Origin of the sequence: Streptomyces tateyamensis (genome assembly GCF_003205575.1) — a bacterium.
Lineage (GTDB): Bacteria > Actinomycetota > Actinomycetes > Streptomycetales > Streptomycetaceae > Kitasatospora > Kitasatospora tateyamensis.
Genome location: NZ_PYBW01000049.1, coordinates 95,426 through 109,716, shown reverse-complemented (window position 1 = coordinate 109,716; position 14,291 = coordinate 95,426). Strand labels below are relative to the sequence as shown.

The 14,291-nt window shown below is 74.2% G+C and carries 14 protein-coding genes; 4 read left to right on the top strand and 10 right to left on the bottom strand.

Annotated features, from left to right (window positions below):
- Positions 1–18: 18 nt before the first annotated feature.
- From C7C46_RS15975 to C7C46_RS15955, 5 genes are all read right to left on the bottom strand, one after another.
- A complete protein-coding gene (locus C7C46_RS15975) occupies positions 19–489 on the bottom strand; it encodes a roadblock/LC7 domain-containing protein (RefSeq protein ID WP_110670156.1) in 471 nt (156 codons plus the stop codon).
- Positions 486–2,489 (bottom strand): ATP-binding protein, encoded by a 2,004-nt coding sequence (locus tag C7C46_RS15970; protein ID WP_110670154.1) that lies wholly within the window; start codon positions 2,487–2,489, stop codon positions 486–488. Before C7C46_RS15970 ends, C7C46_RS15975 begins: the two co-directional genes overlap by 4 nt.
- 405 nt (positions 2,490–2,894) lie before the next feature.
- Entirely contained in the window at positions 2,895–4,673 is a 1,779-nt protein-coding gene (locus C7C46_RS15965; protein WP_110670152.1) for a peptide-N4-asparagine amidase, read from the bottom strand.
- Positions 4,674–4,916: 243 nt separating this feature from the next.
- Complete coding sequence (locus tag C7C46_RS15960; RefSeq protein ID WP_110670150.1) at positions 4,917–5,156, bottom strand: hypothetical protein; 240 nt, start codon at positions 5,154–5,156, stop codon at positions 4,917–4,919.
- An 80-nt stretch (positions 5,157–5,236) separates the two neighbouring features.
- Positions 5,237–6,187, bottom strand: coding sequence for an EamA family transporter (locus C7C46_RS15955; RefSeq protein WP_110670148.1), 951 nt, complete (start codon positions 6,185–6,187; stop codon positions 5,237–5,239).
- 91 nt (positions 6,188–6,278) lie between these two features.
- Here C7C46_RS15955 and C7C46_RS15950 point away from each other — a divergent pair, with 91 nt between their 5' ends.
- Positions 6,279–6,692, top strand: coding sequence for a gamma-glutamylcyclotransferase family protein (locus tag C7C46_RS15950; protein WP_110670146.1), 414 nt, complete (start codon positions 6,279–6,281; stop codon positions 6,690–6,692).
- Between the two features lie 31 nt (positions 6,693–6,723).
- On the opposite strand, the gene C7C46_RS15945 is transcribed toward C7C46_RS15950, so the two are convergent.
- From C7C46_RS15945 to C7C46_RS15930, 4 genes are all read right to left on the bottom strand, one after another.
- Entirely contained in the window at positions 6,724–7,293 is a 570-nt protein-coding gene (locus C7C46_RS15945) for a DUF3885 domain-containing protein (protein WP_181442377.1), read from the bottom strand.
- The gene (locus tag C7C46_RS15940) at positions 7,290–7,532 is read right to left on the bottom strand and encodes a DUF397 domain-containing protein (protein ID WP_110670144.1); all 243 of its coding nucleotides are present in this window, start codon (positions 7,530–7,532) and stop codon (positions 7,290–7,292) included. The genes C7C46_RS15945 and C7C46_RS15940 overlap by 4 nt, the downstream gene beginning before the upstream one ends.
- A gap of 178 nt (positions 7,533–7,710) precedes the next feature.
- A complete protein-coding gene (locus C7C46_RS15935; protein WP_110670219.1) occupies positions 7,711–8,163 on the bottom strand; it encodes a MerR family transcriptional regulator in 453 nt (150 codons plus the stop codon).
- A gap of 75 nt (positions 8,164–8,238) precedes the next feature.
- Positions 8,239–8,907, bottom strand: a complete 669-nt coding sequence (locus tag C7C46_RS15930; RefSeq protein ID WP_110670141.1) for a hypothetical protein — start codon at positions 8,905–8,907, stop codon at positions 8,239–8,241.
- Positions 8,908–9,447: 540 nt separating this feature from the next.
- On the opposite strand from C7C46_RS15930, the gene C7C46_RS15925 reads away from it, so the two are divergent.
- The 3 genes from C7C46_RS15925 to C7C46_RS15915 all read left to right on the top strand — a co-directional run bounded on the left by C7C46_RS15925 (position 9,448) and on the right by C7C46_RS15915 (position 13,248).
- Positions 9,448–10,749, top strand: coding sequence for a SpoIIE family protein phosphatase (locus C7C46_RS15925; RefSeq protein ID WP_245984444.1), 1,302 nt, complete (start codon positions 9,448–9,450; stop codon positions 10,747–10,749).
- Positions 10,750–10,841: 92 nt separating this feature from the next.
- Positions 10,842–11,978, top strand: a complete 1,137-nt coding sequence (locus C7C46_RS15920) for a M48 family metalloprotease (protein ID WP_110670137.1) — start codon at positions 10,842–10,844, stop codon at positions 11,976–11,978.
- Positions 11,979–12,426: 448 nt separating this feature from the next.
- Positions 12,427–13,248: a nucleotidyltransferase domain-containing protein gene (locus C7C46_RS15915; protein WP_110670135.1), complete on the top strand. Its 822-nt coding sequence runs from the start codon at positions 12,427–12,429 to the stop codon at positions 13,246–13,248.
- Between the two features lie 23 nt (positions 13,249–13,271).
- Here the strand turns inward: C7C46_RS15915 and C7C46_RS15910 are convergent, their stop codons facing one another.
- Positions 13,272–14,129, bottom strand: a complete 858-nt coding sequence (locus C7C46_RS15910) for an alpha/beta fold hydrolase (RefSeq protein ID WP_110670133.1) — start codon at positions 14,127–14,129, stop codon at positions 13,272–13,274.
- Between the last annotated feature and the right edge of the window lie 162 nt (positions 14,130–14,291).

Here is a 14,291-nt window from a genome sequence, read left to right as displayed (position 1 = left end):
CTACCTCCTGCTGCTCGGTCATCGGACGGCCATCGCCCGGTGGAGCTCGCTGCGCACCTGCGGGGTCAGCGCGTGGCCGGCCCGCTCCACCAGCAGCGCCATCTGGTAGGCCAGCACGCCCAGGTCGCAGTCGAGCGAGGCGTAGACCCCCAGGCAGGAGCCGTCGCTGATGGCCATCACCACCAGGTGGCCCTGGCCCATGGTGACCATGGTCTGCCGCACCGAACCGCACTCGACCACCTGCGCCAGACCACAGGTCAGGCTGGTCAGCGCCGAGATGATCGCGGAGAGCTGGTCGGCCTTGCGGCCCTGCTCGGAGTCGGCGAGGAGCAGCCCGTCGGAGGAGACCACCACGGCCTCGCTCACCCCGGGGACCGCGCCGAGCAGGTTGGCCAGCAGCCAGCGCACGTTCATCGCGGCCTGGCTGACGGCGCCTTGGGAAGCGGGGCGCCCGGCGGCGGCGGGGGTACTGGGCGTCGGATCGGTCATCGGTCCTGCTCCTGGACGAGTTCGGCCGACTGCGCAGCCCCGGCGGCCGCGGCGCTCTCCTGGGCCGCCTGGCGCAGCCCGCGCTGGAAGCCGCCGAGCCGGCGGCGCAACTCCTCGGCGCCCGCCCGGACCTGGTCGGAGTCCGCGGCCGGGTCGGCAGCGGGCCCGGCGGTCGGGTCGGGGGTTGAGGCAGGCGCGGTCGGCTGGTCGGGGTCGGGGGTCGCGGCCGGCGCGGGGATCGCAGTGGGCTCGGTGGTGACCCGGCGCAGCCCGGAGGTCGGCGCCTCGCCGGTGCCGGGCAGGCCGTTGCCGCTGGGCACCCGGCGGGGCAGCTCGGGTGCGGCCGTCTCGGCCCGGGGCGGCGTGAACTGAGGGAGTGTCAGTTCGCGGGTCGGGGTGTCCAGGGGGTGCTCGGCACCCTGCTCGGCGCCCTGTTCCGCGCCCCGCTCGGGTCTCGGCCCGGCCGTGGGTTCGGGCGCAGGCTCGGCCGCGGCAGCGGCGGCCGGCGCAGCACCCGCGACCGGTCCGGCAGCGGCTCCCGCCGGCCGTCGACGTGGCAGCTCCGGCAGCTCCGCAGCGCGCGCCGCCGGCGGGGCGGATGCGGGGGCCGCCACCCTCGGGGGAACCGCGACCACCTCGGCGTCCTCCGCCGCCCGCGCCGCGTGCACGGCCGCGGTCCGCTCGGCCCGCCGCTGGTCGTCCAGGTCCGCCGTGCTGATCCCGTCCTGGTGCAGCGCCTCGCGCGGCAGCACCACCATCGCGGTGACCCCGCCGCCCTGCCCGTTCTCCCGCAGCTGCACCCGGATCCCGTGCCGGGCGGCCAGTCGGGCCACCACGAACAGGCCCATGCTGCGCCCGGTCAGCGCGCCGGCCAGCAGCGCGTCGCGGCGCTGCGCCGGGTCGCCCAGCACCGGCTCGGCCAGCTGCTCGTTGAGCGCGCGCAGCCGGTCGGCGGGCAGGCCGATGCCCCGGTCGCTGACCGAGACCATCAGCTCGCCGTTGTCCAGCAGCCAGCCGCCGATCTCGACCTGCTCCTGGGGCGGGGAGAAGGCGGTGGCGTTCTCCAGCAGTTCGGCCAGCAGATGGCTGGTGTCGTCGGCGACCGCGCCGGTCAGCCGGACGGCGGCCAGGAAGCCGAGCTTGACCCGCTCATAGCGCTCGATCTCGGAGACCCCGGCCCGCACCACGTCCAGCAGGGTGACCGTCTTGCGGCTGCGCTGGCTGTTCTCCAACCCGGCCAGCAGCAGCATGTTCTCGCTGTTGCGGCGCATCCGGGTGGCCAGGTGGTCGAGCCGGAACAGGCTCTCCAGCTGCGCGGAGTCGGCCTCCCGGCCCTCCAGCGCCTCGATCAGCACCAGCTGCCGCTCGACCAGGGTCAGGGTGCGCATGGCCAGGTTGACGAAGGTGGCGTCCACGCTGCCCTGCAGCTCGTCGCGCTCCTTGGCCAGGCCGTCCCGCTCGGCGAGCAGCAGTTCGCACTCGCGCAGCAGCTCCTCCTGCCGCTGGTCGCTCTCCCGGCTCAGCCCCGCCGCCTCCTCCAGCCGGCGGTTCAGCTCCTGCTGGGTGCGCTGCAGCTCCTGGTACTCCTGGAGCAGTTGCTGGCGCTCGCCGTTCAAGGCCTGGGCCAGCGTGGCGTTGGTGTCCCGCTCGGCGCCCAGCCGGTCGCGCTCGGCCAGCAGTCCCGCCCGCTCGTCGAGCAGTTGGGCCAGGCTGCGGGCGGCCTGGTCGCGGGCCCGCTCCAGCGGCCGCGCGGTGACCCGGCGCACCACCACGGCCGTGCCGCCGACCAGCACCACGGCCGCCGCACCGCCGGTGGCCCAGAGCTGGGAACCGCCCTGACCGGTGACGCCGCACCCCGTGAGGGTAGCGAGGGCCGGCAGCGCGACCAGGGCTCTGGCCAGCCGCCGCGCGACCCGCCCCTCGCGCGAGGAGCCGACGGGCGGCTTCGCGGAGCCGGCGGGCAGCTTCAGGGTCAGGCGCTTCGGCGACGGGTTCGGCAAGGGCTTCTCATTCTCGTCAAAGCATCAAGTACCAGGACTGTCTCCAGCCCTGATCGCACTTCGGGAAAGTCGGCCGCCCCCGCTCCGCCGCTGACACCGGCAAAAGTGAAGCGCAGAACACTCCGGAGAACAAGATCAACTCAGTTCTCGCACCGGTGCGGTCGACCGCGGGACGCCCCTGCCACGCCGCGTTTCCCCAGGTCATGGACGCATCATCAGCACCCTGGCGAAAGCGCGGGCCGCGGCGAGTGTGACGGAGATCTCACTCTCCTCGGCAGCGTGTTCAAAACTGAACTGACACGCTGCCAAGGAGCGTTCCGACCCGCCTTAACGGAGCCGTAACAGCTCGTCAAAACGGGCCGGAACTATCGGGTGCGCACAATTCCTGAAGGCTTTACAGGCGCGTCACCCGCAGGCCCCGCGGTTGCCCGGGGCCGACGAGGTGGTGACCCGGTCCAGGGTCAGGTAGCCGTGGTCGGCGCTGAGCAGGTGGTCGTAGCAGCCGCCGTCGACCGTGCCCACGTACTGCTCGGTGGCGCTGCCGTCCGCCTGCACGGTCTGGCCGTTCTGCCGCTCCAGGACGCCCTGCGCGGTGAGGTGGTCGCTGCTGCCGGCCTGCGGCAGCCAGCGGCCCTCGCCGCGCCGGCCCTCCTCGGTCAGGTCGCGGGCCACCGTGACCTGACCGCGCACCAGGTAACCGGTCGCGCTGGGGACGTAGGTGCTGGTCACGTCCAGCGGGTAGGACCAGGTGCTGCGCTGCTGCTGGTGCGGGCCGCGCCCGTCCCGGTCGGTGCTGGTCACCGTCCAGCCGCTGTCGCGCTGGCTGGTCACCTGGACCTGGCCCTGCTGGCTGAGCGTGTCGGAGTTGCGGTAGTCGCCGTGGTGGTCGATCCGGGTGTCGATCCGCCCGTGCGAGGTGTTCACGTAGCCGGCCACCGTCCAGTCCCGGGTGGCGCCGGCCGTGATCAGCTCGCTGCCGTCGGCCTGGGCGGCCTCGGTGGTGGTCACCTTCGGGTCGGCCGTCACGGTGTCGGTGGTGACCGCGCCACTGGTCTGGGCGAGCAGCGGGTCGGTGTCCAGGAAGAGCGAGCCGTCCACCGTCCAGCCGTCGCTGATCCCGGCCGGCGGGACGATGGTCACGGTGTGTGCGGCCCCGTCGGTCAGAGTGCCGGCGAACGGGGTCAGGTCGACCTGGTACGGCTGGGTGCGGAAGGCGTCGATGCCGGGGATCGGCCGCCACAGCAGCGGGCTGATCCCGCCCGTGTAGATCGCCGGGAACGGCTGCACGGTGCCGGCCGGGCGACCGTCCACCAGCACCTGCACCTCCCGGTAGGTGCCGCCGCCGCACATGCCCCAGTCGGGGTGCGCGGCCGCGACGTCGTCCGGCACGTTGCTGTACCAGAACTCCTCGCAGCCGCCGCCGCGGGCGTAGACCTGGAGCTTGGCCCCGGTCAGGTTGCGCGGGAACCGCAGGGCGGTGCTCGCGGTCTGCCCCTTGGACAGCGTCCACCAGCCCGCCGCGGTGCTGGACTGGGAGACCGGCAGCACCTGGTCGGCGGTGGCGGCGGCCGGGTGCGCGCGGTCCGCCTGGTAGTAGGTGACCGTCAAGGTCATGTGGTAAATGCCGGTGTACGTGTCGTTGACGATGTTGCCCAGGTCCACCACCAGCGGCTGGGCGGTGCGCAGCAGCGGGACGAACGGGGTCAGGTCCTGGTCCACGTGCCAGCTGATGCCGGACGGGTCGGGCTCCGGCGTGCTGGTGCGCAGCACCTCGGCGCCGCCGATCCAGACCCCGGCGAGCCGGTCGTACTGGCGGCCGGCCACGCTGCCGGACCAGTCGAGCACCACCTTGTTCCACGGGCCCGCGCAGTCGGCGGGCGGGGTGAGGGTGCCGGTGAAGGGCTGGCCGTAGCTGTTGGCGAAGTCGTGCTGCATCGCGGTGACCGTGCAGTGCTTGGTGTCCGGCCGCGATATCGGCGGCAACGCCGTCACCGGATCGGCGTAGTCGGTCTCCACGTGGGTGGCCGCGGTGGCGTTGGCGGCGGCGGGGGTGGCGGCCCTGGTGGCGGCGGCGGTGGTCGCGTTCGCGGTGGCGGGGGCGGTGAAGGCGGCCGCAGCGGCGAGGGCGAGGGCGGCCAGGGTGCGGGCCGCCGTAGCGAGGGTGCGGGGGGAGGGTGTCAGCACGGTTGGCATGTACTCACAGGGCTGTGAGCAGTGTCAAGAGGTCTGCTTGGGGCCGTGGTTGACGGTGGGACGGCTGGGGCGAGCGGGGGGAACAGCGCGGCGAGCAGGGGGACGGGACGAGCGGGCCCGGACGGCCGACCGCCGACGGCCTGGGTGGGGTGGGCCGTCGGCGGTGTTCGGGTACGGGGTCTGCTGGGTGGGCGGCGCGGGTGGTCGGCCGGGCGTTCGGGGTGGGTGGAGCGCTCAGTGCCGCTCGTGCAGCTGCGCCGCCGTGCCGCGGCACCAGTGCGCCAGGTCCGCGCGCCGCCGCGGCATGCCCGCGCCCGCGCACAGCGCGGCGACCTGCTCGTCGGAGAGCCGGTTCGGCCCCTCGACGGCCAGCAGGTGCCCCAACTCGTCCAGCAGCACGGCCAGCCGGTCGGCCTCGCCGTGCTCGACCATGGCTGCGGCCTCGATGTGGCCGATGGTGACGGATCCAGGCATGGCGCGTCTCCCTTCGCTGGTTCCGTCTCCACGGTAGGCCCGTCGGATCGGCGCCGCCGCCCGGTGGGTCGAATCCCGCGTCACCTGCGTCCGCGACGCTCCGTGCTCACCACCACGCAGACCGCGGCCACCACGACCAGGCCGCCCGCCAGCTCGATCCCGGTCAGCTTCTCGCCCAGCACCAGCCAGCCGAGGAAGACCGCGACCACCGGGTTCACATAGGCATAAGTCGACACCAGTCCGAGCGGCGCCCGCTGGAGCAGCCAGGCGTAGGCGGTGAACCCGACCAGCGAGCCGACCAGCACCAGGTAGGCCAGCGCGACCCAGGAGCGGGTGGAGACCGCCGCCAGGTCCAGCCCGTGCTGCTCGCCGCGGGCCAGCGCGACCACCGCGCAGCCCGCGCCGCCGATCAGCATCTCGTAGGCGCTGGCCACCAGCGGGTTGCCCGGCATCGGCAGCTTGCTCGAGAGGAAGGAGCCGACCGACCAGGACACCGCGGCCGCCAGCACCAGCAGCACCCCGCCCAGCTTCACGCTGCCGCTGCTCCCCGGGACCGCGAGCACCGCCAGCCCGGCCAGCCCCAACAGCACCCCCGCCAACGCGGTCCACCCCGGCCGGTCGCCGAAGGCGGCCCGCAGCACCACCACGTACAGCGGCACGGCGGCCACCAGCAGCGCCGTCAGACCCGAGGGCACCCGGCCCTCGGCGATGACCACCATCCCGTTGCCGCCGACCAGGAGCAGCAGGCCGACCAGGCCCGCCGAGGCCAGCTGACGCCCGGTCACCCGCAGCGCCGCCGACCCTTCCTTCACCGCCAGCAACCCGAGCAGCAGCGCCCCCGCGGCGAGGAACCGCACCGCGCCCGAGAAGAGCGCCGGCATGGTCTCCACCACCACCCGGATCCCCAGGTAGGTGGACCCCCAGACCACGTACAGCATGGCCAGTGCCGCCCAGACCGGACCGGATATTCGGGCGGCGGTCACAGACCCGCTCCCGGCCGGCGCGGAGGTGGGGGTGCCGACCGATGTCATGGGTCTCTCCTAGGGTTGGTGCTGTACTCTCGCGGCCTTATCAGAGCGCATCGGGGGTCGCGCGCGCCAGCCCGTTCCAGGAGAAGAGACCGTGTCCGAGCAGCTCCCCTTCTTCGCCTACGGCACCCTGCGCCCGGGCCACCGCAACTTCGCCCGCCACCTGGCCGCCCACACCCTCACCGCCCGCCCGGCCGCCCTCCCCCACACCGCCCTGCACGCCGGCCCCGGCTACCCCTACGCCCTCCCCGCCCCGGGCCACACGGTGCTCGGCGACCTGATCACGGTCCGCCCGACCGACTACCCCGCCGTCCTGGCCACCCTGGACGAGCTGGAGGAGTGCCTCCCCACCGGCAACGGCCTGTACGTGCGCCAGCCCCTCCCGGTCACCCTGCTGACCACGGGCGAACTCCTCGACGCCTGGGTCTACCTGGCCGGCCCGGCAGTGGCAGCGGAACTGGCGCAGCACCCGTCACTGATCACCTCGGGGGACTGGCGGGACGCGTGACCCGCGGCCGGAGCCGTCCCGCTCGGACCGGTCAGAGACCGCCCGGGTACCTGGACAGCCACCCGGCGTGCCGTTCCCTCAGCCGGTCGCGCTCCTCGGTGGTGGGGAGGAACACGTCAGCACCACCGTCGTAAGGATGGTGGAGGCGGAGCAACTGGAGATCGGTGACGAGTACACCCGCGACCTGATCGTCCGCCACCTCGCGCAGCAGGCCGTCAAGGCAGCCGTGCTGCCAGGCCCGCCGGACCACGAAGAGGTGGGCGTAGGAGCGGAACTCCGGGTCGAAGTCTTCCTGCACCACCAGCGTCTGCCAGTGGTCCGCGCCTGACTGGTGTGACGGGACGTCGGGGCTGGCCGTGAAGGCAGGCGTGATCACGTACACCTCGCCGCCCGCGAACAGCTCATCCAGTACAGCGTTGTAGCGTCCGAGGACGGTCGCATACTCGGCCTCGTCCTCGGCGTACCGCTTCGACTCCGGCAGACTGTGGAAGCGCACCCAGACATCCCGGTACGGGCCCCGAAGCAGGTGCCCGAGGGGAGGGCACGCCGGCCACCGCTGCTGCCACAACTCCGTCAGCGCCGCCCGCTCGCTCTCGATCATTCGGGAAGCCGAGCTCCCTGCTGAAAGCGATTCGCCTCGCCCTGAACCGCGCTGGTGAACGCCGTCCAGGTGGCGGTGGTGAAGTGGAGCGCGGGACCGTTCGGGTCCTTGGAGTCACGGACGGGGACGACGCCGAGGGGGGCGAATGCGGGGGCCCACTCGATGCAGTTGCCGCTGTCGCCCTGGGAGTAGCTGCTCTTGACCGAGGCCGGGATCGACAGGCTCAGGCGAACGGTCATCGTCCATTCCTCTCGTCAGGCTCTGAATCAGCTTGGCGGACTCGGATCTTGAGAGAGCGTGCCCGCGCGCTTGATCATAGCCATTCAGGTGACGCTTCCCCCTACACGAGCGACACGGGGTCAGCAACTATCAGTAGCTGTCCTGTCGCTCCAAGCCATCGTGCGTCCGCCGAATCTTTCACCTACCGGAACCGCCGTAGTAGTCGATCTTGTAGTCGAGGACGGCGAGGGTGCCGTGCAGCTCCGCGATCCGGGCGAGCACCTGGCGGCGGGTTGCGAGCAGGATCTCGCGGCGCTCGTCGAAGGTGGACTCGCCCTGGCGGACCAGTTCGGCGTAGCGGACCATGTCGGCCACCGCCATGCCGGTCAGCCGCAGCTTCCCGACCAGCTCCAACCAGTCCAGGTCGCGGTTGCAGAAGCGGCGCTGTCCGGTGTGCGAGCGCTCGACCTGCCCGAGCAGGCCGATCTGCTCGTACCAGCGCAGGGTGTGCGCGCTCAGGCCGGTGAACTGGGCGACCTCGCCGATGGTGTACCGGTCCTCGCCGTCCGGCCGCAGGTAGGCCGACGGCGGGGTCGCACAGGGCGTCGGGTCGAGCAGGTCGGTCGCTGGGATGCTCTCGATCACCGTCATGGCGTCCACGCTAAGACCTTCGAGTGCACTCTAGGCAAGCCCCGGTGAGCTGACGCCGCAGGCGTGTCCCCGAGGTCAGTCCGTCTTGGGCTCGGGCTTCGGCTCGGACTCGGGCTCCTGGGGGCTCTCGGGCTCGGCGGGCACCACCGGCAGGACGGCGGTCTCGGCCGCCGCGGGCTCGGGAGCCACCTCGCGGCGACGGCGCCACACGAGCACCCCGCCCGCAACCAGGACGGCCACCGCCGCCAGTGCGCCCAGCATCCACGGCAGCGCCGAGCCGCTGTGCGCGGCAGGCGAAGCCGCCAGCGGGACGGCGGCCGGCGAGGCGGGCTCGGTCGGCGAGGCAACGGCGCTCGGCGAGGCGGACGGGCTCGGGGTCGGCGAGTCCGAGGGGCTCGCGCCGGCGCTCGGGGAGGGCGAGTCCGAGGGCGAGGGTGACGGGGAGTCAGTGTTCGGGCTGGGGCGCGTCGCGCTGGCACTCGCCTTGCGGGTGGCGGTCCCACCCGTGGTGCCCCCGCCGGTGGGCGCGCCGGCCGGCGCCTTGCCCGGGACGGCGCCGAACCAGACGGTCACCGGGCCGTCCTTGGTACCGGAGACCCGGTTGCACCCGTCCATGAGCATTTCGACGATCAGCTCGTAGCTCCCGGCCGGGTTGCCGTCCGGCACCGACAGGGTCTCGTGCAGGACGTGGTCCCCCCGGGTGAGCCCGCCCAGCTGGAGGCGGTCGGAGTTCCACTGCGACATGGTCCCGGCGATCGGCGGCGTGAACCGGGAGAGCCCGAACCCGTGCGCGGCTCCCCGTCGATGCTCAGCCGGACGGACGGCGCCGGCCCGTGCGGGTAGCCGCCCTGCTGGTCGGTCGGGACCACCTCGACGTCCCAGGTGGTGTTGCTCAGGTCCGGGGCGTCCAGGTGCAGCACGTTGTCGATCGTCCGTGACCCGCCCATCGGGGACTGGGGGACCTGCCCGTAGACACCGTCGATCCGCCAGGTCCCGGTCACCGGCGTGGTGCACGAGTCCGCGTGCGCCACACCGGCACCCGTCAGCGAGCAGAGGGATATCGCAAGGGCCGAGGTCAGGCCGCGTCTGATCATGGTCCCGCATCCTAGGGGCAGCCGCCCCCCGCTCCCACGCCGGGACCGGCCCCGGGACGAAGCTCGCGCTGCGCGGGGGCCGGGCGGGGTGTAGAGAGGAAAGGTGCCTGTCCGGCGGCGATCCGACGTGCACTCCCGGCCCCGGCGATCCGGCCGCGCCCTGGTGCTCCTGCCGCTTGCACTCATTGCGGTGATCACCGTGGCGGACATCCTCAGCCCGCCGAACATCCACCTGGGCCCGCTGCTGGTGGTCGCCCCCGCGATCACCGCCTCGTTCGCCGGCGCCCGGCTGACCGCCCTGGTCGGAGTGATCGGGGTGGCCGCGCTGGTGGTGATCGGCGTGATGCGGGACGGCCTCACCACCTCCAACCACGAGACCCAGCTGGCCGCGCTGATCCTTGTCTCGGCGCTGGTGGTGGCCTTCCGCGCACTGCGGGACCGACATACCAGGGAGCTGGTGCAGGTCCGCTCGGTCTCCGAGGCCACCCAGCGGGTGCTGCTGCGCCCGCTGCCCACCCGGATCGGGCCGCTGCGGATCGCCTCGGTCTACCTGGCTGCCGAGGCCGAGGCGCAGATCGGCGGCGACCTGTACGCGGCGTCCCGCACCAGCACCGGCACCCGGCTGATCGTCGGCGACGTGCGAGGCAAGGGGCTCACCTCGCTGGGCGAGGCGGCCCTGCTGCTCGGCGCCTTCCGGGCTGCCGCGCACCTGCAGGCGACGCTGCCGGAGCTGGCCGCCTACCTGGACGGCAGCGTGAGCTGGGACCTGGCGGCCGCCGCCAGCGCCGATGGCGGCGACGACGGCGACCCCGAGCCGCCGCCGGACGGTGGGGGCGGGGAGGAGGACGGGGGTGGCGGTAGCGGCGACGGCGCCGGCGACGTGAAGCCGTCGGACGCGGGCGAGTCGTTCATCACCGCGGTCATCCTGGACATCCCGGACCACGGCGGCCAGATCCAGGTGATCAACTGCGGCCACCCGCCGCCGCTGCTGCTGCACGCCGGCCAGGTGCACAGCCTGGACGCGGCCCGGCCTGCCCCACCGCTGGGGCTGGGCGGGCTGGTCGAGCCGCGGTACGAGGCGGACGTCTTCCCGTTCGCCGGTGGTGACCGGCTGCTGCTGTACACCGACGGCGTAGTGGAGGCCCGCAACGGCGACCGCGACTTCTACCCCCTCACCGAGCGGATCCGCGCCTGGGCCACCGAGCGCCCCGCCGCGCTGCTCCAGCACCTGCGCCGCGACCTGCTCGGCTACGCGGGCGGGCGGCTGGGCGACGACGCCGCGATGGTGGCCCTGGAACGGGTGGCGGCGGAGCAGGGGACGGTAGAGGGCGAGGTCGCGGCGGAGCAGGGGACGGTAGAGGGCGAGGTCGCGGCGGAGCAGGGGACGGTAGAGGGCGAGGTCGCGGCGGAGCAGGGGACGACGGAGCAGGGGGCGACGGAGGGGGAGGTCGCGACGGAGCATGAAGCGGCCGCGCAGGTCGAGACTGGGTAGGCCCGGCGGAGCGGGCGGCCAGGGAGCAGGCGGCGGCGCGGGGCCTGCGGAACAGGTGACGGCGGATCAGTGGCGGCCGCTACCGTAGCCGGGTGACCACCTCTACGCCCGACTTCACGCCCGAGCAGCTCGCCCGCGGCCGGGATCTGCGGCGGGCCCTGCTGCCCTGGGTGCTCGGCGGGCGGGTGGCCGGGCTCGGGCTCACCCTGGTGCTCGGGCTGACCCCGGCCGGGGCCTGGCTGGTCGAGCGGTTCGGCGGTTCCTGGGCGGCCCGGGTGCTGGGCGGGGCTGCGGTGCTGGTGCTGCTCGGACAGGTGCTGGCGCTGCCGTTCGGGGCCCGGGTGCGGGTGGTCCGGCAGCGGTACGGGCTGGTCACCCAGGGCTGGCGCGGTTGGGCGGTGGACCAGGTGCGCTCGACGCTGCTGACCCTGGCGCTCACCCTGCCGGCCGCGCTCGGGGTGTACGCGCTGACCGGGTGGTCCACCCGGTGGTGGTGGGTGCCGGCGGCGGGCGCGGCGGCCCTGCTCACGGTGCTCCTCTCGTTCCTGTTCCCGCTGCTGGTGGAGCCGCTGTTCAACCGGTTCACCCCGATGCCGGACGGGGAGCAGCGCACCGCGCTGCTGGCGCTGGCCGAGCGGGACCGCGTCGTGGTGCGGGACGTGCTGGTCGCGGACGCCTCACGCCGGACCACCGCACTCAACGCGTACGTCTCCGGGCTGGGCGCGACCCGGCGGATCGTCGCCTACGACACCCTGCTGACCACCGCCGACCCGCGCGAGGTGGAGTTGGTGGTGGCGCACGAGCTGGGGCACGTGAAGCACCGGGACGTCCCGCTGGGCACCGCGCTCGGCGCCGTCGGGGCTGCCGTCGGCGTGGCCGTGCTGGCCCTGATGGCCGGTTGGCGGCCGCTGCTGGACGCGGCCGGGGCCACCGATCTCGCCGACCCGCGCTCGTTGCCGCTGCTGGCCGCCTGCGCGGCGGTACTGGGAGCGCTGACCGGGCCGGTGCAGGCGGCGGTGAGCCGGCGGGTGGAGGCCCGGGCGGACCGGCACGCGCTGGAGCTGACCGGGGACCCGGAGCAGTTCGTCGCGATGCAGCGGCGCCTGGCGCTGACCAACGTGGCGGACGTCGATCCGCCCCGGATCCTGGAGCTGCTCTTCGCCACCCACCCGAGCACGGCCCGCCGGATCGCGGCCGCCCGCCGCTGGCAGGCCCGCGCGGAAGGGTAGGCCGCGGGAGGGCAGGGTGCGAGCGGGTAGGGCGCGAGCGGACGGCCGGGTACGGAGGGCCGAAGGGACCCCTTCCAGACCCTGCTGCCCGAGCGACTGCCCAGCGAGCAGGCACCTGACGGAGCGGCAGTGCGCCCGCTCGGGGTGCTGGCCGCCGCGGCCAGTGCGGCGCGGTTCGAGCTGACGGCCGGTCAGGTGAGCCGTCCGGTCACCCACCGCAGCGTGGCCGAGCTGTGGCACGTGCTCACCGGGTCGGGCCGGCTCTGGCGCCGGCAGGACGCGTGCGAGGAGGTCACCGAACTGCTGCCCGGGGTCACGGTGACCATCCCCGCTCGGCACCCACTTCCAGTACCGGGCCGGCCCGGACGGCCTCGCGGTGCTCGGGGTCACCGCTCCCCCGTGGCCGGGGACTTCCGAGGAGGCGTGGGAGGTCCCGGGGCGCTGGCCGATGGCCGGGCCGCGCCCCGGGACGGACGCGGCGGGGTACTTCGTCCGCGAGGGCTCGCCGGACCGGGTCGGCGCGGAGTTCGCGCCGGTGGTGGCGGCGGCGGTCGAGGCGGTGCAGGCGGCGTTCGGGCCGGACCGGCTGCACAGCGCCTACCTGTACGGCTCGATCCCGCGCGGCGCCGCCGAGGCCGGTCGCTCGGACCTGGACCTGCTGCTGGCGCTCCGTCAGCCGCCCGGCCCGGCCGACCGGGCCGCGGTCGACGCCCTGTCAGCCGCGTTGGACGAGCAGTTCACGCAGATCACCGGGGTGGGTGCGCTGCTCCTCCCGGTCGAGCGACTGCTCAGCGAGGCCGAACGGTACGACCTGGGCTGGTTCCTGGCCTGCCTGTGCATCCCGCTGCTCGGGCCCGACCTGGCCAAGCAACTGCCTCGCTACCGCCCCGAGGACACTGCGCTCGCCCGGGAGACCAACGGCGAGATCGCCGACTGGCTACCCCGCTGGCGCGAGCGGGCCGCCGCCGGGGCCGACCCGGTGGCACTCACCCGGGGAGCGGCCCGCAAGCTGGTGCGCACCGGGCTCACCCTGGTGATGGGGCGCTGGGGCGGGTGGACCAGCGACCTGGCGCACTCCGCCGAGGTGTTCGCCGCCTACTACCCCGAACAGGCGCCCCGGATGCGCCGGGCCGCAGCCGCAGCCCGGGTCGGCAGCGCGGATCCGGCGGTGCCGGCCCTGCTGCTGGACGAGCTCGGCCCGTGGCTGGCCGCCGAGTACGCCCGGGTGCACGGAGTGAAGGGCGAGAGCCGGAACCAGAGCCGGAGCTAGAGCCCGAACCAGCGCCGGCGCGGCTACTGTTCGGCGAGGAATGAGTTCACCAACTCCCGGAACTCCTGCGGCTGTTCGACCCACGGACGGTGGCCGGACCGGTCCAGGACGGCGAGCCGGGCGCCCGGGTGGAGGGCGGCCACCGCGCGGGCGGGGGCGGTGCCGAGCAGGCCGTCGGAGGCGCCGGCCACCACCAGGACCGGCAGGTCGGTGACGGCCAGCCGGGCCAGGTCGGCGGGGTCGGTGGTGGACCCCGCGTAGAAGGCGTCGCGCAGCCAGGGGAAGGTGCTGCTGTGGCCCGGCACGTACTCGGCCAACCGGTCCCGGCTCCAGCTGTGCCAGGAGAAGGGCAGCAGCACGGCCCGCAGGAAACTCTCCTGCTCCGGCGGCAACTGCTCGCTCTCCAGGCGCAGTTCGGCGTTGACCGCGCGCTGGTACCAGGGTTCGCCGGAGCGGGCGGCGCGCAGCGCGGCCAGCTCCGCCGGGTCGGGCTCGCGGGCGGCCCGACCGACCGGGGTGACCAGGACCATTCGGCGCACCCGGTCCGGGTGGGCGGCCGCGTACTGCTGGGCGATCAGGGTGCCGGCCGAGTGGGCCAGCAGGTCGATCCGGGCCAGGCCCAGGTGCTCGCGCAACGCCTCGACATCCCGGGCCTGTTGGGCGAAGGCGACGGCGGCCCGGTCCTCCGGGACCGCCGAGCGGCCGGTGGCGCGCGGGTCGAGCAGTACCAGCGGACGGTCCTGGTCGAGGCCGCCGACCGTGCCCAGGTAGCGCAGGTCGGTACCCGGCCCGCCCGGGAGCACGATCAGCGGCGCACCGTCACCGGTGCCGAGCGGCTCGTACCAGAGCTTGGTTCCGTCGTACGAGGAGAAGATCGGCATGGCGGACACCCTGGCACGGCTGCGGCTCGACTGCCAGCCCTTACCGGTCCAGACCACCGGGGCTCGGGGCCGTAGGGGCCGGAACGGGGCCCGGAACGGGGCCCGGAACGGGGCCCGGAACGGGGCTCGGGAGCGGTCGGGCCGGCAGCCGGCCATGGCGTG

Coding starts and splice junctions, on each gene's coding strand:
- C7C46_RS15975 (WP_110670156.1), bottom strand. CDS start 489: ATGACCGATCCGACGCCCAGTACCCCCGCCGCCGCCGGGCGCCCCGCT.
- C7C46_RS15960 (WP_110670150.1), bottom strand. CDS start 5,156: ATGCCTGGATCCGTCACCATCGGCCACATCGAGGCCGCAGCCATGGTC.
- C7C46_RS15955 (WP_110670148.1), bottom strand. CDS start 6,187: ATGACATCGGTCGGCACCCCCACCTCCGCGCCGGCCGGGAGCGGGTCT.
- C7C46_RS15945 (WP_181442377.1), bottom strand. CDS start 7,293: ATGATCGAGAGCGAGCGGGCGGCGCTGACGGAGTTGTGGCAGCAGCGG.
- C7C46_RS15940 (WP_110670144.1), bottom strand. CDS start 7,532: ATGACCGTTCGCCTGAGCCTGTCGATCCCGGCCTCGGTCAAGAGCAGC.
- C7C46_RS15935 (WP_110670219.1), bottom strand. CDS start 8,163: ATGACGGTGATCGAGAGCATCCCAGCGACCGACCTGCTCGACCCGACG.
- C7C46_RS15930 (WP_110670141.1), bottom strand. CDS start 8,907: ATGTCGCAGTGGAACTCCGACCGCCTCCAGCTGGGCGGGCTCACCCGG.
- C7C46_RS15915 (WP_110670135.1), top strand. CDS start 12,427: ATGGCCGGGCCGCGCCCCGGGACGGACGCGGCGGGGTACTTCGTCCGC.
- C7C46_RS15910 (WP_110670133.1), bottom strand. CDS start 14,129: ATGCCGATCTTCTCCTCGTACGACGGAACCAAGCTCTGGTACGAGCCG.